This window comes from Corynebacterium sp. HMSC074C05 (assembly GCF_001838325.1).
GTDB lineage: Bacteria > Actinomycetota > Actinomycetes > Mycobacteriales > Mycobacteriaceae > Corynebacterium > Corynebacterium amycolatum.
Genome location: NZ_KV836283.1, coordinates 35,145 through 54,936, shown reverse-complemented (window position 1 = coordinate 54,936; position 19,792 = coordinate 35,145). Strand labels below are relative to the sequence as shown.

16 protein-coding genes and 1 other RNA gene are annotated in these 19,792 nt (G+C 58.8%); 11 read left to right on the top strand and 6 right to left on the bottom strand.

Going from position 1 to position 19,792, the window contains the following annotated elements:
- Nucleotides 1–56 precede the first annotated feature (56 nt).
- Both rsmI and HMPREF3042_RS02315 read left to right on the top strand, forming a co-directional pair.
- Entirely contained in the window at nucleotides 57–911 is an 855-nt protein-coding gene (rsmI, locus tag HMPREF3042_RS02320) for a 16S rRNA (cytidine(1402)-2'-O)-methyltransferase (RefSeq protein ID WP_181895447.1), read from the top strand.
- A 160-nt stretch (nucleotides 912–1,071) separates the two neighbouring features.
- The gene (locus tag HMPREF3042_RS02315; protein WP_083327293.1) at nucleotides 1,072–2,748 is read left to right on the top strand and encodes a BCCT family transporter; all 1,677 of its coding nucleotides are present in this window, start codon (nucleotides 1,072–1,074) and stop codon (nucleotides 2,746–2,748) included.
- On the opposite strand, the gene HMPREF3042_RS02310 is transcribed toward HMPREF3042_RS02315, so the two are convergent.
- Complete coding sequence (locus HMPREF3042_RS02310; RefSeq protein WP_070855956.1) at nucleotides 2,745–4,010, bottom strand: aminodeoxychorismate synthase component I; 1,266 nt, start codon at nucleotides 4,008–4,010, stop codon at nucleotides 2,745–2,747. The genes HMPREF3042_RS02315 and HMPREF3042_RS02310 overlap by 4 nt on opposite strands.
- 126 nt (nucleotides 4,011–4,136) lie before the next feature.
- On the opposite strand from HMPREF3042_RS02310, the gene metG reads away from it, so the two are divergent.
- From metG to HMPREF3042_RS02280, 6 genes are all read left to right on the top strand, one after another.
- Nucleotides 4,137–5,963: a methionine--tRNA ligase gene (metG, locus tag HMPREF3042_RS02305; RefSeq protein ID WP_070602803.1), complete on the top strand. Its 1,827-nt coding sequence runs from the start codon at nucleotides 4,137–4,139 to the stop codon at nucleotides 5,961–5,963.
- 15 nt (nucleotides 5,964–5,978) lie between these two features.
- Nucleotides 5,979–6,803, top strand: coding sequence for a TatD family hydrolase (locus tag HMPREF3042_RS02300; protein ID WP_070855955.1), 825 nt, complete (start codon nucleotides 5,979–5,981; stop codon nucleotides 6,801–6,803).
- Nucleotides 6,804–6,980: 177 nt separating this feature from the next.
- Complete coding sequence (locus tag HMPREF3042_RS11075) at nucleotides 6,981–8,120, top strand: resuscitation-promoting factor (RefSeq protein ID WP_038626312.1); 1,140 nt, start codon at nucleotides 6,981–6,983, stop codon at nucleotides 8,118–8,120.
- Nucleotides 8,121–8,185: 65 nt separating this feature from the next.
- Complete coding sequence (rsmA, locus tag HMPREF3042_RS02290; RefSeq protein WP_070855954.1) at nucleotides 8,186–9,100, top strand: 16S rRNA (adenine(1518)-N(6)/adenine(1519)-N(6))-dimethyltransferase RsmA; 915 nt, start codon at nucleotides 8,186–8,188, stop codon at nucleotides 9,098–9,100.
- A gap of 23 nt (nucleotides 9,101–9,123) precedes the next feature.
- Complete coding sequence (locus tag HMPREF3042_RS02285) at nucleotides 9,124–9,639, top strand: NUDIX hydrolase (RefSeq protein WP_070429942.1); 516 nt, start codon at nucleotides 9,124–9,126, stop codon at nucleotides 9,637–9,639.
- Nucleotides 9,623–11,452 carry an ABC-F family ATP-binding cassette domain-containing protein gene (locus HMPREF3042_RS02280; RefSeq protein WP_070855953.1) on the top strand — a complete coding sequence of 610 codons (1,830 nt, stop codon included), beginning with the start codon at nucleotides 9,623–9,625 and terminating at the stop codon, nucleotides 11,450–11,452. The genes HMPREF3042_RS02285 and HMPREF3042_RS02280 overlap by 17 nt, the downstream gene beginning before the upstream one ends.
- Before the next feature lie 29 nt (nucleotides 11,453–11,481).
- Here the strand turns inward: HMPREF3042_RS02280 and HMPREF3042_RS02275 are convergent, their stop codons facing one another.
- From HMPREF3042_RS02275 to HMPREF3042_RS02265, 3 genes are all read right to left on the bottom strand, one after another.
- The gene (locus HMPREF3042_RS02275; protein ID WP_070429940.1) at nucleotides 11,482–12,462 is read right to left on the bottom strand and encodes a cation diffusion facilitator family transporter; all 981 of its coding nucleotides are present in this window, start codon (nucleotides 12,460–12,462) and stop codon (nucleotides 11,482–11,484) included.
- Nucleotides 12,463–12,482: 20 nt separating this feature from the next.
- Nucleotides 12,483–13,250 (bottom strand): alpha/beta hydrolase family protein, encoded by a 768-nt coding sequence (locus HMPREF3042_RS02270; protein ID WP_049193066.1) that lies wholly within the window; start codon nucleotides 13,248–13,250, stop codon nucleotides 12,483–12,485.
- Nucleotides 13,251–13,413: 163 nt separating this feature from the next.
- Complete coding sequence (locus tag HMPREF3042_RS02265; RefSeq protein ID WP_080985600.1) at nucleotides 13,414–15,057, bottom strand: AbgT family transporter; 1,644 nt, start codon at nucleotides 15,055–15,057, stop codon at nucleotides 13,414–13,416.
- Nucleotides 15,058–15,224: 167 nt separating this feature from the next.
- Here HMPREF3042_RS02265 and smpB point away from each other — a divergent pair, with 167 nt between their 5' ends.
- The gene (gene smpB / locus HMPREF3042_RS02260) at nucleotides 15,225–15,728 is read left to right on the top strand and encodes an SsrA-binding protein SmpB (RefSeq protein WP_070855952.1); all 504 of its coding nucleotides are present in this window, start codon (nucleotides 15,225–15,227) and stop codon (nucleotides 15,726–15,728) included.
- Between the two features lie 28 nt (nucleotides 15,729–15,756).
- Here the strand turns inward: smpB and HMPREF3042_RS02255 are convergent, their stop codons facing one another.
- Nucleotides 15,757–16,152 carry a DUF3887 domain-containing protein gene (locus tag HMPREF3042_RS02255; RefSeq protein WP_070855951.1) on the bottom strand — a complete coding sequence of 132 codons (396 nt, stop codon included), beginning with the start codon at nucleotides 16,150–16,152 and terminating at the stop codon, nucleotides 15,757–15,759.
- A 357-nt stretch (nucleotides 16,153–16,509) separates the two neighbouring features.
- Here HMPREF3042_RS02255 and ssrA point away from each other — a divergent pair.
- Nucleotides 16,510–16,894, top strand: a transfer-messenger RNA (tmRNA) gene (ssrA, locus tag HMPREF3042_RS02245).
- Between the two features lie 126 nt (nucleotides 16,895–17,020).
- Nucleotides 17,021–18,733: a heavy metal translocating P-type ATPase gene (locus tag HMPREF3042_RS02240; protein WP_246822289.1), complete on the top strand. Its 1,713-nt coding sequence runs from the start codon at nucleotides 17,021–17,023 to the stop codon at nucleotides 18,731–18,733.
- Between the two features lie 105 nt (nucleotides 18,734–18,838).
- On the opposite strand, the gene HMPREF3042_RS02235 is transcribed toward HMPREF3042_RS02240, so the two are convergent.
- Nucleotides 18,839–19,678 (bottom strand): GDSL-type esterase/lipase family protein, encoded by an 840-nt coding sequence (locus tag HMPREF3042_RS02235; protein ID WP_070851300.1) that lies wholly within the window; start codon nucleotides 19,676–19,678, stop codon nucleotides 18,839–18,841.
- Nucleotides 19,679–19,792: the final 114 nt, after the last annotated feature.

Genomic DNA, 19,792 nt, shown 5'->3' with positions numbered 1-19,792 from the left:
TGACGCATTCGGTATCGAACTTCCAACCGCACGAGAACGCGCCTCTTAGCGAGGCAATGACGCTGGCTCCTGGCATCACTTTGGTGGCAACGCCGCTGGGCAATATCGCCGATGTCTCCGACCGCGTGCGCGGTGCGCTTATCGACGCCGATATCATCGCCGCGGAAGACACCAGGCGGGCACGCAACCTGGCCACAGCGCTGGGCATTTCCCCCAAGGGGAAGTTTGTTTCGAACTTCGATCACAACGAAGAGAGCCGCACTGAGTCGCTGATTCAGGCGGCGAAGGCGGGACAGAAAGTCATTGTGGTGACCGATGCGGGGATGCCGGTGGTGTCGGATCCTGGTCTGGCTGTGGTGGCGGCTGCTCACGACGCGGGCGTGCCCGTGTCCTGCGTACCGGGGCCGAGCGCGGTGACTACCGCATTGGCTCTCAGTGGTTTGGGTGTCGGCCATTTTTGTTTCGATGGCTTTGCGCCCCGTAAGCAGGGGGCGCGCCGGGCCTGGTTGGAATCGCTGAAGACAGAGAAGCGGGCCTGTTGTTTCTTTGAGTCGCCGCATCGATTGGCTGTCACGTTGGCGGATGCCGCGGAGATTTTGGGTGAGGAGCGGCGCGCGTCGGTAAGCCGTGAGTTGACCAAGCGCTTTGAAGAGACTCGCCGTGCGACGCTGGGAGAGCTGGCTGCGTGGGCGGAGGAAGGTGTCCGCGGCGAGATTACGGTGGTAATCGAAGGTGCCGCCCAGCAGGCAACGGAGGTATCCACGGAGGACTTGGTTGACCGCGTGGAGGAGCTTGTGGCCGATGGCATGCGACTGAAGGATGCCGCGAAGCAGGTTGCAGCAGAGGCGGGAATGACAAAGCACCGTGATCTCTACCAGGCCGTTTTAGCAGCTCGGGACGAAAATCGTTAACTGATTGTTACTTTGTGCCAGAAAATGTTTCAGCGCACGCCAGTGAACAGGGTAAACGCCGTTATTGGAAGTTTTTTGCAACCCAGAAAAAATGAAGAAAACCTGAGAAAACCCGCATTCTAAGTTGAAATCCCAGGTCAATGCTGGACATGGTGGAGGAATGACGAATCCACCAGAGCATGAAATACAACAAGAAGTAGGGGAGTCAGTCGTCGGCGAAGTCAGGGCCGACGATTCTCACGCTCCCGTGAACCTCGGGGTTACCATCCCCGCCGTTGTCGCAATTCTGGCAATCATCGTCTGGGGCCTGGCGTGGCCGGATAGTTTCTCGACGTTTGCATCTAGCTCTCTGAACTGGGTCGTGGAGAACATCGGCTGGCTGTTTATCTTGGCCAGTACCGTCTTTGTCTTCTTCATTGTGTCCATCGCGATTTCCAAGTTCGGTCACATCCGCTTGGGCAAGGACAACGAGAAACCAGAGTTTTCCACGCCTAGCTGGATTGCGATGATGTTCGCCGCCGGTATGGGCATCGGTCTGATGTTCTACGGTGTCGCTGAGCCGCTGACCTTCTATCGCGATGGCGTGCCGGGCCACCAGCCGAAGGAAGTCGGTACCGCCATGGCTTCGACGATGTTCCACTGGACTCTGCACCCGTGGTCGCTCTACGCCATCGTCGGTCTCGCAATTGCTTACTCGACCTACCGCCTCGGCCGAAAGCAGCTGATTTCGGCGGCGTTCATCCCGCTCATCGGCGCGCGTCGCGCTGAGGGGCGGTTGGGCAAGCTTATCGACGCGCTTGCGATTTTTGCCACCGTCTTCGGTACGGCAGCCTCTCTCGGTGTTGGCGTACTTCAGATTTCCGCCGGTTTGGAAATCAACGGGTTCAACGCCATCAAGGGCGCACCTTTGTGGATTGGTCTTATTCTCGTTCTGGGCTGTGCCTTCTTGGTCTCTGCACTGTCGGGCGTGGGCAAGGGAATTCAGTACATCTCGAACTTCAACATGGTTGCCGCAGGTCTGCTGGCTCTGCTGGTGTTGGTCCTCGGCCCTACCGTGGTGATTCTGAACCTGATTCCGACCTCTATTGGCAGCTACCTGGATTCCTTCTTTGAGATGGCCTCCCGCTCCAGTGCTTCCGCTGACGGCACCGCCGGTGAATGGCTCTCTTCCTGGACAATTTTCTACTGGGCCTGGTGGATCTCATGGTCGCCGTTTGTCGGTATGTTCATCGCACGTATTTCTCGCGGCCGTACTATCCGTGAGTTCGTCTTTACCGTCGTCGCAGTTCCGTCGATTGTCTCTGCAGTGTGGTTCTCCATCTTTGGTGGCACCGCCATTACCCACGAGCAGCAGGGTGCGTCCATCTACGGTGACGGTTCGGCCGAGAGCCAGCTGTTCAATCTGCTGGAATCCCTGCCGGGTGGCGCAATCACTTCCACTATCGCAATGATTCTGCTGGCTACCTTCTTCATTACCTCAGCGGACTCCGCCTCCACGGTGATGGGTACCATGAGCCAGTTCGGTCGACTCACAGCGTCGCGCACGGTCACTGCTATGTGGGGTATTTTCACCGCTCTGATTGCCATCGTCCTATTGGTCACCGGTGGCAGCGATGCCCTGTCGAACCTGCAGAACATCACCATTTTGGCGGCAAGCCCGTTCGTCATTGTTATCTTGGCGCTGATGGTGTCGCTGGTTAAGGGGCTTTCCGACGATCCGATGTACCTCGATGACAAGGAACAGCGTCAGTTTGCCCTGCGAATGGCTCGTGAGCGCCGCTTGGCGGAAGCGGCCGAGCAGCGCGAGCGCCGCCGTGCTCGTAAATTGCGCAACTAGCTTTCCAACAGCAGCGGTGCGGCCTTGGCCTCAATCTCGGCCCATTCGCCCTCGGGTGTAGACCCGATGGTGATGCCACCGCCGATGCCAGCTTCGACCCGAACTCTCCCCGAGTTCGGGTCTTTTGTGTACTCAGCGGTACGAATACCGACATTGAGCTCAAGTGCATCCCCGTGGGCCGCACCAATTGCGCCGCAGTGAGCGCCACGGGGCTCGGGCTCCCATTCGCGCAGAAGCTCAATTGCTCGCAGCTTTGGTGTACCGGTGACCGAGGCCGGTGGGAAGCAGGCTTCAATCAGCTCAGCGTGGCTGAGCTGATCGGGAAGCTCCGCGGAGACTGTGGAAAAGAGGTGCCACACGCCCGGTGCCGGACGCACACTGAGCAGGTCTGTGACCTTCACGGTGCCGGTCTTGGCAACTTGACCGAGGTCATGGCGCACCAGGTCGACAATCATGATGTTCTCGGCGATGTCCTTGTCGCTGCGCAATAACTCGTTCGGGGGCCGGTCAGCGGGAATCGTGCCTTTGATGGGAGTTTCAGTCACGCTTGTGCCTGCGCGGATGAGGAACTCCTCAGGACTCAGCGAGGCCAGGATTGGAATTCCAACATCGAGGTTGCCGGGCAAGAATGCTGCTCGAGCCGGTTGATGCCGCGCCACGCGGGAGGAAAACCACGCGCCGGCGTGGGCTAGTGCAGCGTTGTCCACTTCGACGTCCGGGGCCAACTCCGCATTCAGCTCCGCGTGAAAGCGTGTGGAAATGCAGGTTTGGTACACCTCGCCTGCGGCAATTGCCTCCTTACAGTTCTCCACCGCAAGCTGGTGGTGTTCTCGGTCACCCTGATCCCACTCCAGTGGTGTGGCCGCGGGGAGCGCGTCGGCACGCGTGTCTTCGTGCGAGTAGTTGATGGCCTCCTGAAGGGCTTGGAAATCCGGATTGAAGGGGTCACCGGTGCCAGGGCCGTCGAAATGCCACGTGCCGTCGTCGGCAAGCAACGCGACGCAGGTAGCGACCCCGTGCGCGCTGGTGCCGGAGTAGGGGCGGAACCCAAAGATCCACGCATCGGGGTCGGGGCTGGAGAAAAGCTCTGCCGGATCGCAGGCAGCGAGCTCGACGTTGGCGGCGAGAACCGCGCGATAACCGAACCAGGAGCCGATGAGTGCGGCGGGACGATGACCGGCAGCGATAAGACGCGCCAGCGCAGTGGTCGCACGCGAAGTGAAGTCAGCAGCCGAGCCGGAGGAGGTAGACCGAGTGGACATAGGACATAAGCGTAGTGACTGCGCATGCGTGCGATGATGGTAGGGGACAGTTCATGTGGACTTCATGAGGACTCCGTAAGGGACACAGTTCATCGCGATGGCAGGTCATCTATTACCCTGTTAGATATGTCTCGCATTTTCACAGCAGTTGCGTGGCCGTACGCTAACGGTCCGCGACATATCGGCCATGTTGCAGGTTTCGGAGTCCCCTCGGACGTTTTCGCTCGCTACCAGCGAATGATTGGCAATGACGTGCTGATGGTCTCCGGTACTGATGAGCATGGCACGCCGCTGCTTGTGCAAGCGGAGAAGGAAGGCGTTTCTGTCCAGGAATTGGCCGACCGTTACAACCGCCAGATTGTGCAGGACCTCGCGGGTCTGGGGCTTTCCTACGACCTGTTTACGCGCACTACCACGCGCAACCACTACGCGATTGTCCAGGAGCTCTTCCGCGGGCTCTACGAAAACGGCTACATGGTCAAGCAGACCACGATGGGTGCGATTTCCCCGTCGACAGGTCGGACGCTGCCGGATCGTTACATCGAAGGTACCTGCCCAATCTGTGGTGCGTCCGGTGCCCGCGGTGATCAGTGTGACAATTGCGGTAACCAGCTTGACCCGGCCGATTTGATTGATCCGGTGTCGAAAATCAACGGCGAGACCCCGAAGTTCGTTGAAACTGAGCACTTCCTGCTAGACCTGCCAGCGCTGGCAGAGGCCTTGACCGAGTGGCTTCAAGGGCGCAAGGACTGGCGCCCAAATGTGCTGAAATTCTCCCTGAACATCCTGAAGGACATCCGTCCGCGCGCAATGAGCCGTGACATTGACTGGGGTGTTCCGATTCCGCTGGAGGGCTGGTCGGAAAACGGAACCAAGAAACTATACGTTTGGTTCGACGCTGTCGTCGGTTACCTATCTGCTTCCATTGAGTGGGCCTGGCGCATCGGTGACCCGGAAGCGTGGCGCAAGTGGTGGAATGACCCGGAGGCGCTGTCCTACTACTTCATGGGCAAGGACAACATCACCTTCCACTCCCAGATTTGGCCGGCTGAGCTGCTGGGCTACCGTGGCGAAGGCTCCCGCGGAGGTAAAGTCGGGGAGCTCGGTGAGTTGAACCTGCCGACGGAGGTCGTCTCCTCGGAGTACCTGACCATGTCGGGCTCGAAGTTCTCCTCTTCCAAGGGCGTTGTCATCTATGTGAAGGACTTCCTGGCGGAGTTCGGTCCGGATCCGCTGCGCTACTTCATCGCCATGGCTGGTCCGGAAAACCAGGACACCGACTTCACCTGGGATGAGTTTGTCCGCCGCGTGAATAACGAGCTGGCCAACTCCTGGGGCAACCTGGTCAACCGCACCGTGTCCATGGCTTTCAAGAACTTCGGTGAGGTGCCAACTCCGGGCGAGCTCACCGACGCTGACCGTGAACTGCTCGACTTGGCTGAGCGCTCTTTCGCCGAGGTCGGCGACGCACTCGCACTGTCCCGTTTCCGCGCCGGTATCACCGCCGCCATGCACCTGGTCGGAGAGGCGAACGCCTACATTGCGGCGCAGGAGCCGTGGAAGCTGGCGAAGGACGAGTCCCAGCGTGAGCGTCTCGCCACTGTGTTGTGGACAGCGCTGCAGGTAGTCAGCGACGCCAATGTCCTGCTGACCCCGTACCTGCCGGAAAGCGCGCAGAAGGTCTTCGAGACCCTGGGCGGCGAGGGCATCTGGGCCGCAATGCCGGAAGTCCAGGAAGTCGAGGACGACATGCCGGTCGAACCGGTCGGCGCAGACCTGCCGGCAGAGGGCAGGAGCTACCCAATCATCACTGGTGACTACGTCAATCAGAAGGCCGCCTGGCATCGCTTCGACATTGAGCCGGGTACGCAGCTTGCAAAGCCGAAGCCGATTTTCTCCAAGCTCGACTCGGAGTTGGCTGAGCACGGCCCTGAGTGGGCACAGGTGAAGTAGGGGCGCAGTAGAGGAATGGGAAAGCGCAAACGCAAAATTGCAGAACCCGCGGAGTATCTCACTCCGCTGTTTGACGCCCACACGCATCTCGCGTCCTGCGGGGCGCAAACTCCGGAGGAGATTGCGGCTCTCATGGACCGTGCCGCCGCAGCGGGCGTCGTCGGAGTTTGCACGGTCGGCGATGGCATGCCGGAAACCGAACTGGCCTTTACCGCCGCACACGCGCACCCCAACGTCTGGGCCGCCGCTGCCATCCATCCGACGCGCGCACACGAGCTTGACGATGACGCCAAGGCCCGTCTGACCGACATGGCTGCCGACCCCAGGGTTGTGGCCGTGGGGGAGACAGGATTGGATTGGTACTGGTTGGATTCTCTCGACGGCTGCGCGTCGAAGAGCGAACAGCTGGCTGCGTTGCAGTGGCATATGGAGCTCGCAGCAACCGTCGGCAAGCCGTTGATGATTCATAACCGCGACGCCGATGAAGATCTGATGGCGACGTTGGACGGCTATGACAATACGGTCATTTTGCACTGCTTCTCCTCGCCCATTGAGGTTGCCCGCGAGGCCATTGCGCGCGGTTACCTGCTGAGCTTTACCGGAAACGTGACCTTCAAACGCAATGATTACCTGCGGCAGGCTGTGGCTGAGGCGCCGGCGGAGCAGCTGCTGGTGGAAACCGATGCCCCCTACATGACCGCGGAGCCGTTCCGAGGTGCGCGCAATGAGTCAACTTTTATCGGGCATCAGGCGCGTGCGATGGCTGCGGCCCGAGAAATCGGGGCGGAGGAGATGGCGCAGATTTTGACGGATAACGCACGTCGGGTGTACGGCATTTAAGCACGTGCCGGCGTATTGCCGCCCTGAGCTGTGGAAATGCAGCCGGGGCGGTTTGTTGTATTTCCCGTCACTTTTATCGATATATTTTAGACAACACTGAATCTTTACCGTACTGTTACAAACTGTATTTCTTTCATCTGAAAGCTGCCCATCCTCCGAAAGGCTGTGACGAACCCCGTGAGTGCTGCGAAGAAGCGTCATCTCAATCGTGCTAACGACGGAGTCTCCACTTCGTCCAAGATCGCTGCTGGCGGTCTGGTCGCTGCTGTTGCTCTGGGTGGCACTGTCGCAGCATCCAACTACGACACCATCACCGTCGAAATTGACGGCAAGGTCGAGCAAATTGCAACCTGGTCCAAGGATGACAAGGCCATTCTAGAGAAGGCTGGTGTCGAAACCACCGGCGGAGACCTGGTTCAGCGTCAGGGCGACCTCACGGACGGCGGCAAGCTGGTCTACCGCTCTGCCAAGCCGGTCACGATGATTGTCGATGGCAAGCCGCAGGAGCACAAGACCAATGCCATCACTACCGATGAGCTGATTGAAGGTCTGAAGAAGCAGGGGCTCATCTCCGATAAGGACAAGGTCGAGGTCGAAAAGGGCGAGATTTCCGCTAAGGGGGTCGAACTCGACGTCGTTCGTGCCAAGAATATTGTGCTTCACGACGATGCCAAGGACATCGACCTGACCGTCCCGGCTATGACCGTCGGTGATGTACTGGCACAGCGTGGCATTGAGCTGCGTGAAGACGACACCGTTGAGCCGGGTCTGGATGCGCCGGTCACTGAAGGCATGCGCATCGCGCTGTCTCGTCTGATTGATAAGACCATCACCGAGACTGAGGAAATTCCAGCTCACGAGAACATCATTGAAGATGATTCGATGTTCGAAGACGAGCGCATCGTTGAGCAGGAGGGTGAGCCGGGCCAGGTAGAACGTCAGGTCAAGGTCACCTCTCGCGACGGCGAAGAGCTCGGACGCGAGGTCCTGGAAGAAAAGGAGCTAAAGGCTCCGGGTATCTCCACTATCCGCCAGGGCACTAAGTCTCGCATCGCAGCTCCGGCCGCTGGCTACGGTGTGTGGGATCAGCTGGCCCAGTGTGAGTCCGGCGGTGACTGGGCTATCGATACCGGTAACGGTTTCTCCGGTGGTCTACAGTTCACCGATTCCACCTGGGCAGCTTACGGCGGTACTGAGTATGCACCGCGCGCATCGCAGGCTTCCCGCGAGCAGCAGATCGCTGTCGCTGAGCGCGTCCAGGCTGGTCAGGGTTGGGGTGCATGGCCCGCTTGTACCGCTTCCATGGGGCTTCGTTAAAGCTAGTTCAGACTAGCCAAAACGAGCTAAACCTATTTTTTCTTTTGACCCCGTAGTATCTAACTGTGACTAAAGCAGAAGTTTCTTTCCTGGGGCCGGTCGAAGTACGCGACCTGGCGGCGCAGTTGGATATTGTCCCGACGAAGAAATTGGGGCAGAACTTCGTCCACGACGCCAACACCGTGCGTCGAATTGTCGCTGCGGCGGACTTGCCGGAGGATTCCTACCCTGTTGAGGTCGGCCCCGGCCTAGGCTCTCTGACCCTCGGACTGCTCGAACACTGCGGCCGTGCCGCGGCTGTCGAAATCGATCCGCGGTTGGCGGAGCGTGTGCCCCAGACAGTCGCTGAGCGCGCTGAGGGCTGCGCGCTAGAGCTCATTGAGAAAGATGCGCTGAAGGTCAGCCGCGAGGACTTTCAGACCGCCCCAGATGCGCTGGTGGCCAATCTGCCATACAACGTTTCGGTACCGGTGCTGCTGCACATGCTTGCCGAGCTCCCCACCATCCGCCGTGTGCTCGTGATGGTGCAGTCCGAGGTCGCTGACCGGCTGGCGGCTCAGCCGGGCTCCAAGATCTACGGCGTCCCCAGCGTCAAGGCCGCCTACTACGGCACAGTGCGTCGCGCCGGTGCCATTGGTCCGCACGTCTTTTGGCCGGTCCCGAAGGTTGATTCCGGGCTTGTGCGCATTGACTGCTACGCCCGCTCCGACGCTCCTGAGAACTCCAATGCCGCCGATGCCCCCGAGGCTCCGTGGGAGATTTCGCCGCAATTCCGCGCGCGCCTTTTCCCGCTTATCGACGCTGCTTTTGCGCAACGCCGCAAGACCCTCCGTGCGGCCCTATCGGGGATTTACGGATCTGGTGCCGCAGCCGAAGAAGCGCTTATGGCAGCGGGGATTGACCCCAAGCAGCGAGGAGAGAAGCTCGAAATTGCCGATTTCGTTCGCCTCGCTGAGGTCTCACGAGACCAGCGCTTTTAATAAAGGACAGGCAATCTTTCCCCATGCACCGTGATGACACCCCCAGTAGGGCCGAGATCGGCCGGCGCGAACCGCGCAGCCTGGCTTGGACTAAGTTCTGGCCTGACGACGACGGCTGGGTGTGCAACTGCATAGTTTTCCGCGGTGACCGCTTGCTGCTTCTGCTGCGTGAATACGAGGGCTTCCTCGGGGGCCAGTGGGATTTGCCCGGTGGCAAGCTAGACGCGGGGGAGGAGCCCGTGGAGGCCGCTGTGCGCGAACTGCGTGAAGAGGCCGGCTTGCGCGCAGCGGAGGTCAGCGAATTTGCCCATTATTCCAATCCGGACTTGGGCGGGGAGAATTTCCGCTTCCACACGGTGACCTTTCTAGTACGCGAGGCCGACGACACGCAGAATGTCCAGCTCAGCGGCGAGCATCCGGAATTTAAATGGGTAACCCGAGAGCAGTTCGAGGAGCTGCCGGTGGCTTGGTATGTTCGGCGTGTGCTTGGCAACGTCGAATGGGGCACAATAAATACTCATCATGGCGAATCTGATTAATTGCGAGAATATTTCTAAGTCCTTCGGGCTCAAGACTCTGCTCGACGGCGTCAGCCTCGGCGTTCAAGAGGGCGACCGCATCGGCGTTGTCGGTTTGAACGGTGGTGGCAAGTCCACACTGCTGAAGATTCTGGCAGGCGTGGAGCCGGCGGACTCCGGACGTATCTCGCGAGCCAACGACATGGCCATGGCTCATGTCACCCAGGGCGCCGAGCTCGACCCGAATTCCACCGTGTTTGAGTGCGTCATTGCACCGCTGGGACTCGCTGAACACGAGTGGGCAGGAAATGCTTCCATCCGCGAGGTCCTCGATGGCATCGGTATCAATGACCTCGGTATGGATACCAAGGTCGCCAATCTCTCCGGTGGTGAGCGCCGTCGCGTTAACCTGGCGGCCGCACTGGTCCGAGATCTGGATCTGCTCATTCTCGATGAGCCAACGAACCACCTCGATATTGAGGGTGTGCAGTGGTTGGCCGATCATGTCCTTTCGCGCCGGGCAGCCCTGGTCGTCGTCACGCACGATCGTTGGTTCCTGGATACCGTTGCCACGAAGACGTGGGAAGTCCACGACGGCACCGTCGATTTTTACGATGGCGGTTACAACGACTGGACGTTCGCGCGTGCCGAGCGTGCGCGCCAAGCCGATGCCGCCGAGCAGCGTCGCCAGAACCTTGCGCGTAAGGAACTCGCGTGGTTGCGCCGTGGTGCGCCGGCCCGCACCTCGAAGCCTCGCTACCGCATCGAAGCAGCTGAGGCTCTCATCGCCGATGTCCCGGCGCCGCGTGATTCCGTGGAGTTGATGGCGTTTTCGCAGCGTCGACAGGGCAAGGTGGTCGTGGAGCTAGAGCATGCGTCCCTGGAAACGCCCGACGGTAGGGAATTGCTTAACGACGTCACGTGGCGTCTGGCCCCCGGCGAGCGCATTGGCCTGGTCGGTGTCAACGGTTCGGGTAAGACCACTTTGTTGCGTGCTTTGGCGGGAGACTACCCCTTAAGCGATGGCAAGCGGATTGAGGGCAAGACGGTGCGCCTGGGCTGGCTGCGACAGGAGCTCGATGATCTGCCGCTGGATATGCGCGTGCTCGATGCCGTGGAGGATGTAGCGACCTACATTGACCTGGGCAAAAAGCAGATTAGCGCCTCGCAGTTGGCCGAGCGATTGGGTTTTTCCCCGAAGCGGCAGCGCACCCCAATCGCAGACCTTTCCGGTGGTGAGCGCCGTCGCCTACAACTGACACGTGTGTTGATGAGCGAGCCGAACTTCCTACTGCTCGACGAGCCGACGAATGACCTGGACATTGACACGTTGCAGGAGCTGGAAGACCTGCTGGACAATTGGCCGGGCACGTTGGTGGTCATCTCGCACGACCGCTATTTAATTGAGCGTATCGCCGATTCGACTTGGGCCCTCTTCGGCGACGGCGAGCTGACGAACCTGCCTGGCGGGATTGGTCAGTACCTGGAGCGCCGCGCGCAGCTGGCTGACTCGGCCGCTAGCGGCGGTACCTCTCAATCAAGTGCCGGTCGCACACAGGCTCGTGGTGAGGATTCAGCGGCGGAGGAACCTAAGCTCTCGGCCGCACAGGCTCATGCTCTGCAAAAGAAGATGAGTGCCCTGGAGCGGAAGATGGCGAAGCTGAGTCAGCAGGAAAGTGAACTGCACGCGCAGATGGCGGAGGCAAGCGCTGACGTAGCCAATCTGGATACCCAGAAACTTGCGGATCTGGATCGCCAGGCAGGTGAGGTGGCTGAGCAGAAGGCAGAGCTGGAGATGGAGTGGCTGGAGCTAGGGGAGCAGCTCGAGGGCTAGCACCTTACTTCAGCTACTAGCCGAGCACCCTAGGTATGAGCCGGGTACTCGTGGTCAGCGTGCCCGGTTCTTTCAATTTGCACCGTGGCGTGTTCAATCCCGTGGACGTCGTGAAGCAGTGCCTGCGCACGGTCGAGCAATGCGTGCTCGTCGCCGTTGGGGAGCGTGTCACAGCGCACGAGGTGAACAGATGCCAGCAGGTCGCTGCCGTTGAGGGACCAGACGTGGAGATCGTGGACATCGACCACTCCCTCTAGGCCGGACAGGTCAGCAGTGATTTTCTCAGTGTCGACGCCCTTCGGGGTGTACTCCAGCAACACGTGGAGACAGTCGCGCACCAGAACGGCGGCTCGGGGGACGATGAAGAGCGCAATCACGATGGAGACCACAGAGTCGATGGCAGTCCAGCCGGTGTATGCGATAGCGATAGCGGAGATAATGACGGCAACCGAACCAGCGGCGTCGACAAGCACATGCAGATACGCACCGCGGACGTTGACGCTTTCCTTGGCAGCCCCCGCGAGCAGAAAGGCCGCAATAACATTGGTGAGCAGGCCGATGACCGCGATGATGAGCATCGACGTGGTCTGAATTTCCGATTGTTCTGGGGAGCCAAAACGCCGGATTGCGCCCCAGAGAATCACAGCGGCAATGATGAAAACTGTCAGACCGTTGATAAGAGCAGTCAGAACCTCAACACGACGGTACCCGTACGTCGCGCGGTGATTCGCACCGCGCTGGGCGATAGCCAAACCGGCAACTGCCATAAGCAGGCCCGCGGAGTCCGTCACCATATGGCCGGCATCTGCCAGCAACGCCAGCGAACCCGAAACCAAGCCACCGATGAGCTCGGCGAGAAATACGACAAGAGTCAGACCCGCAGCCACGAGCAGGCGACGGGCAGGAGTATTCGCGGGGTCAAAATGAGCGTGGTCATGACCGTGACCGTGTGAATGACCGTGTGAGTGACCGTGGCCGTGCGAGTGGCCAGAGTGTTCAGTCGTGTCCATAACCCCTAATGGTAACAGGGTTATTCAGCCTCCGGAAGATAGCTATCCGCCCACGCATAAATCAGGTCAGCAGCGCGCGCGGCGGACTTAGCGCGAGTGAGCAAGTGGTCCGCGCGATCCAAGCTCATCAGAGATTTTGGATAGCGAGATACCTGGAAAATCTTCTGGGCGCTATCGATACCAACAGTCTGGTCGGTCGGGGAATGCAGAATAAGCAGCGGCTTGCGCAGCTGGCTGAGATAAACCTCCGGGTTGTAGTCCGCCAACACTTCCAAGAACTCACGGGAGATGGGAATGCCACGACCTTCAATCTGCAGAACCTGCGTGCCGTGCTCATCGACCGTCGAAATGTCACCGGCGATGCGCACAATCGAGTGTGCCGGATCGAAGGGTGCACCGATTGTCGCAACCGCCTTGACCTTCGGCATATCGTGGCCGGCGTTCAGCGCCGCTGCACCACCGAGCGAGTGCCCAATCAGTAGCGCGGGGGCCTCAAATTCTGCCTCCATGAACTCGTAGGCGGCCTTAAGATCATCGATGTTGGTCTGGAACGTCGTCTCACCGAAATCACCAGTGGACTGCCCGAGGCCAGTGAAGTCGAACCGGAATGCCGCAATGCCCTTCTTCGCCAGCGCCTTACAGGTGCGTGACGCGCCGGGCACCATCCGATTACACGTGAAGCAATGACCAAATAGCGCCCACGCGCGTGGCTGACCGTCCGGCAAATCAATTGATGCAGCCAGAGTCTCGCCGGTCGATCCCGTAAATTTTAGGTGCTTTGTTGGCATAGGTTATATCCGCGTCTCAGTGTGTGCTCAATGTGTGTACGTTTTCGCTTTACGACGCCCATTGTGGTGGCGACCGTACGCAATATTAAGCCCGGGTGCCACAAATAAGTGAGGGATTGGGCGAAAAATTCGACCAATCCCTCAATCTCCTAGTGGCTGTGAGTTAACGCACCGGAACCCCTGGCCCCAGCGGAATGCCCGCGAGGTACCACACGACAAAGAATAGGAACCAGCCCACCATCATGCACAGCGAGTACGGGATGGCCAGCGACATCAGCGTGCCGACACCCGCAGGCTTGTAGTACTTCTGCAGGAAAGTCAGCGCCAGCGCGAAGTACGGAGACATCGGTGTAATGATGTTGGTCGGGGAGTCACCAATACGGAATAGCTGCTGGGAGACCTCTGGGGAGACGTTGACGTACATCAGCATCGGCACAACGACCGGCGCCATCAGAGCCCACTGTGCGGAGCCCGAGGTAATCAGCAGGTTGAGAACAGCCACCATCAGGACGAAGGCAGCAAAGAGCAACAGCGGCGGCAGATCCGCCTTGGTCAGGAATTCGGAGCCCTTGATAGCGGTCCACTGACCGATATTGGACCACTTGAAGTAGGCCGTGAACTGCGAGACGGCGAAGAAGAGCACCATCATTGTGGTCAGTGTACCCAGGCCACGTTCCATGAAGGCGGGCACGTCTGCAGAGGAGGTGATGGTTTTGGCACCGATGCCGTACGCAATGCCGACCACTGCGAAGAAGACGGCAATGGACACCACGACGTCGGTAAGCAGCACGGAATTCAAGATGCCGTCGCCTTCGCCGCGCAGAGGCGAACCCGGGATGAACAGGGCAGCGAACCAAAGCGCCAGGAAGATGACAGCGGCGATGTTGCCGTAGCGGAGGCCACGTCGTTCGGCATCGTTGAGGATTAGCTTGTCGCGGCCATTGCTGGAGCTGCTAGATGCGGTGTTCCGCTCCTCCTTCTTGGCGTTTTCCTCGGCAGCTTCCTCCGAAGCGCCCGGTTTGGTGAATTCCGCGGCATCGTGGTCAATGTGGTCGTCGTGGACGGTCTTCTCCACGTGCTTGGTAATAAACAGTTCAGTAACGGCGGTAATAATCAGAGCCAGCACAATGGACGAAGCCATGGTGAAGAAGTAGTTGGCCAGAGGTGAAACCACGTATTCCGGATCCACGAAGTGCGCCGCATGCGTGGAGATACCCGCCAGCAGTACATCGGTGATGTTGAGCACCAGCGACGAATTGAACCCGGCTGACGAGGCGGCAAAGGCGACCATCGCACCGACAATGGGGTTACGACCAACTGCGGCGAATGAGGCGGCACCCAGCGGAATGAGAATCACGTAGACGGCATCAGAAGCGATCGAACCAGTCACGCCGGCCAGTGCAACAATGAATGTCAGCAGGACAGGGGAGTGCACCTTGGAAATTGCCGCGCGGATTGCCGAGCCGATGTAACCGGAGTACTCCGCAATTGCGACACCGAGCATGCACACCAGAATCAGGCCAACTGGTGCGAAGTCCGTGAAGTTCGTTACCGCCTCAGAAACCATCTTTTGCAGGTACTCTGCGGTAGCAAGGCTTTCCACCTCGATGATGTCACCCGACGCGGGATCCTTGGCCTGCATACCCGCAGCCTCACCGAGCCACGAAGAAACGATGACCACACCGGCAAGAATCACGAATAGCCAAAATGGATTTGGCAGTGCGTTGCCGATACGTTCCAGTGTTGCTAGGAACCCCTTTGGCTTCGGTGGCGCTTTGTCCGGTTCCAACGTTTTTGACTGTCCCATATATATAAATCCCTCTGTGTTAGACGTTGGTAAAAGGTTAGGGGAAAGTAAGTTGCGTCACAACGTAAAAGGCCAGAGGCATATGTATGTCGGGTGCGAGCAGGCGCATAAGGGAAAGTTAAGGGAATAGCTGTCGTGCACCTTCTTCGACTAGAGTTAATCAGGTTATGGGCAAGAAGAAGTCGAAGAAAGAAAAGGTCAGCGCCAACAACGCGGTGGTGGCCACCAATCGTCGTGCCCGCCATGACTACAACATTCTGGACACCTACGAATGCGGTGTCGTTCTCGTGGGCACTGAGGTCAAGGCGCTGCGCGAGGGCAAAGCATCACTTAACGACGCCTTCGCGACCATCGACGACGGCGAAGTGTGGCTCCGCGGGCTGCATATCCCGGAGTACTCCTACGGTTCGTGGACTAATCACTCACCGCGTCGCTCGCGCAAGCTGTTGTTGCATCGCAAGGAGATTGACACCCTGTGGGGCAAGGTCCGCGATGGCAACAACACGCTTGTACCCCTGAAGCTGTATTTCACCGACGGCCGCTTGAAGGTCGAGCTCGCACTCGCCCGCGGTAAGCAGGACTATGACAAGCGCCAGGACATCAAGCGCCGCACGGAGGAGCGCGAAGCTACTCGTGCGCTGGGGCGTCGTGTGAAGGGGATTCAGGGGTAGAAGAGGTCTTCATTAGAAGAGGCCTCTATTAGAAGGGGAACTCAGTCGCATCGACTGGGAGGATGAGCAGGCCAATGACATTTTCGTGCCGGTCAAAGGCAACTCGAGCCATCCACTCGCCGACCTCATGCTTGAGGGTGGTTATGACGAGGCTAGTGCCGAGAATCTTCGACAGTAGTTTCTGCGAGGTCGGTTCCTTAGTCCTGGTTCCCCCGAGGCTGGTGACTTGGGTGTCGTCGAAAGATTCGAACGCCCCAGTCTCGGTGAGAACATCTTCCCAGACAGAGTAGATAGTGGACCAGGGGAGATCCTTCCGGAGCTTTGGGGAAATCATGCTTACGGTTTCTGCTTCTTCGCCGTTGATGATGTGGCGAAGGAATTTTTCGCCGAGCTCGGCGATATGTGTAGTTTTTGTGGCAGTCATCAATTCTCCTGAAACGGGGTTTTGGACACTTCCGAACCGCTTGAATGCCGCTTGCCGGGAGATATTGAGTACATTTCCAATCTCTGCCCATGAATGGCCCGCTGCGCGAGCCTGCGCCACGGCATCTTCAAGTTCTTGTTCGGCAATGTTCGTTGCTTGCAGTCGGTGACGGATTGTCGTCAATGGATCCATGACTGCAGTCAACCATTGGTTGACGTCAGTGTCAACCCGGAGTTGACATTCGGGGGGGGAGCTGTGGGCCTTGCGGCGAAGCTTGTTGACTTTTCCCGTCGTAAAGCGTTATTCTTGAACATCCTTTGAGCGCAACGCACTTTCCCGTGCTCGAAGGCATTGTACGGGGCTGACATGGTTTCGACACCGTACAGTGAGCCAGGGGAAGCGTGCCGGTGCAGGCTAGAGACCACCGTTTAAGCGTCGTAGCAACTGATTAAGCGCCGAGAACACTCAGCGCGACTACGCTCTCGCTGCCTAATTAAGCGACTAGCGTGTCTGTCAGGCCGGGCTTGCCCTTTGGTCCGGACCCTGGCATCGACTTAAAAGGGCTCGCCCGATGGGTGTGCCGTAAGGCTCATCGGGGATCTTCTTGCTTGCGGCTGGGCCCGTCATTCGGACATGTTTGCCTGAGCCGAAGGGTCGAGTAGAGGCGATTGTGCGAACTGCGCACGGAGAAGCCCTGGCGAGTTGGCGGTGGACCCGAGTTCAATTCTCGGCAGCTCCACGGATGGGAAATCCCCGGTCATTACGGCCGGGGATTTTGCTTTTTATATTTTTTATGTCGTGTAGTCGCTTTTCCCATCATGTTGCGACTGTTTTTGTTGGATTTGTCATTATTTTGACAGCATTCGACATGGCAAAGCAGATAATACGCCGGGAATTCGGGTTAGATATTCTCGCTGTTATTGCAATGGTTGCGACCCTTGCGGTGGGGGAATATATCGCGGCATCGATTATTGCTCTAATGCTCACCGGCGGTGAGGCATTGGAAAACTACGCGGCCTACCGCGCAAAGCGGGATTTGCGCAGTCTTCTCGACCGCGCACCGCATATGGCGCGTCGTCTGCCGTCGCTGGATGCGACGCCGGATGATGCGGAGGAAATCCTCATTGAGGATGTCGCAAAAGGCGACTACCTGCTGGTACGCCCGTCGGAGGTCGTTCCGGTTGACGGAGTGACTTTTGATAAAACGTCGGTCGACGAGTCTTCGCTGACAGGTGAGGCAGGGGCTGTACATAAGAATGTCGGGGACACGATTCTGTCAGGTTCCGTCAACGGAACACAGGCAGTTCGCATTCAAGCATCCAAGTCGGCAGCCGATTCTCAGTACCAGAAGATTATTGCGCTGGTGCGTCAGGCGGAGGATCAGCAGGCACCAATTGTGCGTGTGGCGGATCGCTACGCGGTGCCGTTTACAGTAGTTTCACTGCTCATCGCAGCTGTGGCATGGAGTGTCAGCGGCGACCCCGTGCGCTTCGCTGAGGTACTCGTTTTGGCGACCCCGTGCCCGTTGCTAATCGGTGCTCCGGTGGCGTTTCTCGGCGGTATGAGCCGTGCATCCAACGCCGGTGTGATTGTTAAGGGAGGTGCTGTCTTAGAGAGCCTGGCAGCTGCTAAGTCGATTGCCTTCGATAAGACCGGCACGCTGACCTATGGCCGACCAACAGTCGCCGAGGTCCACGCGGAAGGCATCGATCGTGACCAGGTGCTCGCTTACGCTGCGGCAGCCGAGCAGTTCTCCACGCACGTCCTGGCCGACAGTATTATTCAGGCCGCCGAAGGGCTGGAACTCCCAGTGGCCGAAGATGGTATGGAAGTAGATGCTGAAGGTGTGGAGGCCACGGTAGCTGGGGTGAAGGTGCGCGTCGGCACGCTGGACTTTATTCGTCGGGTAGCGCCGGAAGTCAGGGAAATTGCCTTCCGTCATGGGCAGACGGCGGCGTACGTCACCATCGACAATAAGTACGCCGGCGCGCTAATCCTGGATGACCAGCCACGCACAAATGCAGCGGAGCTAGTGAGTGCGCTCCAGCACCACGGCTTTGAACGGTCTGTGGTGCTTACCGGTGACAATGCCAATACCGCGCATGCAATTGCAGGTCAGGTGGGTATTTCCGAATACCATCCTTCGCTGCTGCCGCAGGATAAGGTACGCCTGTTGAAGGAGATGGAGCCGCACCCGGTCATCATGGTGGGCGACGGAATCAATGATGCCCCGGTGCTCGCAGCTGCTGGCGTCGGTATTGCCATGGGCGCGCGCGGTGACACGGAAGCCTCCGAGGCCGCAGATGTGGTCATCACTCGCGACGATATCTCGCGAGTGGCACGAGCTATCGATATTGGACGCTGGACACTGACCGTAGCCAAGACAGCCATTTGGATTGGTATCGTGCTTTCCGTTGCGCTGATGCTTGTTGCGGCATTCGGCTACATCCCAGCAGTGGTCGGTGCACTACTGCAGGAGGTTATCGACCTAGCAACAATTCTCTACGCCCTCCGCGCGCTGAAAGGAAGAGAACGCGTTAAGGTCACTGCAGAAGCGGACGTGGCGGAAGCGAAAGTGTAAAAACTGGAGCCCGCAGCGCAAGGGATAGCAAAACCCTCGACCACACTTTTCAAAGCGGGGTCGAGGGTTTTACGCTCTATAACGCCTGAGCGACGTTGAGAAGTCTTAGAAAGTGCTCTTGTAGACGTTGGCGATGGTGGTGCCAGTAACTGCCGAGCCGTGGAAAGTCGGGTGGTTGGTCATGTTGTAGGAAGCAACATCGGTATCCAGGATTGCGGAGACCTGACGCTCACCGTCCGGACCACACATTGCGACGTCGATGTGGGTAACTTCCTTCATGTTGACGAAACCAATGCCGGATTCAGCGGCAGCGCGCTGCTGACGGTTCTGCAGAGCCATCTCAAAGTGGTGCATGCCGGCAGCCGGAATGTGCGGTGCAAAACCTGCGGCGTTAACCGGGCAAGCGTAGTGAGTCGGGTCATTAGAGGTGAAGGCCGGGTAGCCAATCAGCATGACGCGAGTAGTTGGGTTAGCGGCCCTGATCTTCTCCACAGCGGCCACAACGTTGGTGGTGTACAGGTCATCCTGAACCGGCATTGGCAGCACAGCGCCCTGCATCGCGTCATTGGCACCAACGTAAATGGTCACCAGCTGGGTAGCCGGACCGAGGGAGCCCTGAGCGATGGCGTTGTCAACCTGGCCCATCAGGGACTTCTGCGGCTGAGTCGGCATGAAAGCGGTAGTGCCGTTGCAGGAGTAGTCGTGCAGTTCAAGGCCAGTTTCACGAGCAACGTGAGAGCCGATGTTCGAAACCGAAATCGGGCAGCCACCACGGCCCGGTACGGCCGGATCGGACTGACCCGGGTTAGCAGCGAAGGAATCGCCGAAGGCAACGTAGTTACCAGTAGGAAGAGCGTTGGCAACACCGCCAGTCAGGAGGGAGGCTGCCAGCGCAGAAGCTGCAGCTGCCGAGGCTGCTGCACGGCGAACAACGTTGTTCTTCATAATTAAAAACCTCTTAGTTGAAAACCTATAGAAGGAAAAACTCGCGCTACACTCGCGATTTCTTCGCCACAGACCGTCCCTGGAAGAACCAAGTCCGACAGAACCAAGTCCGAC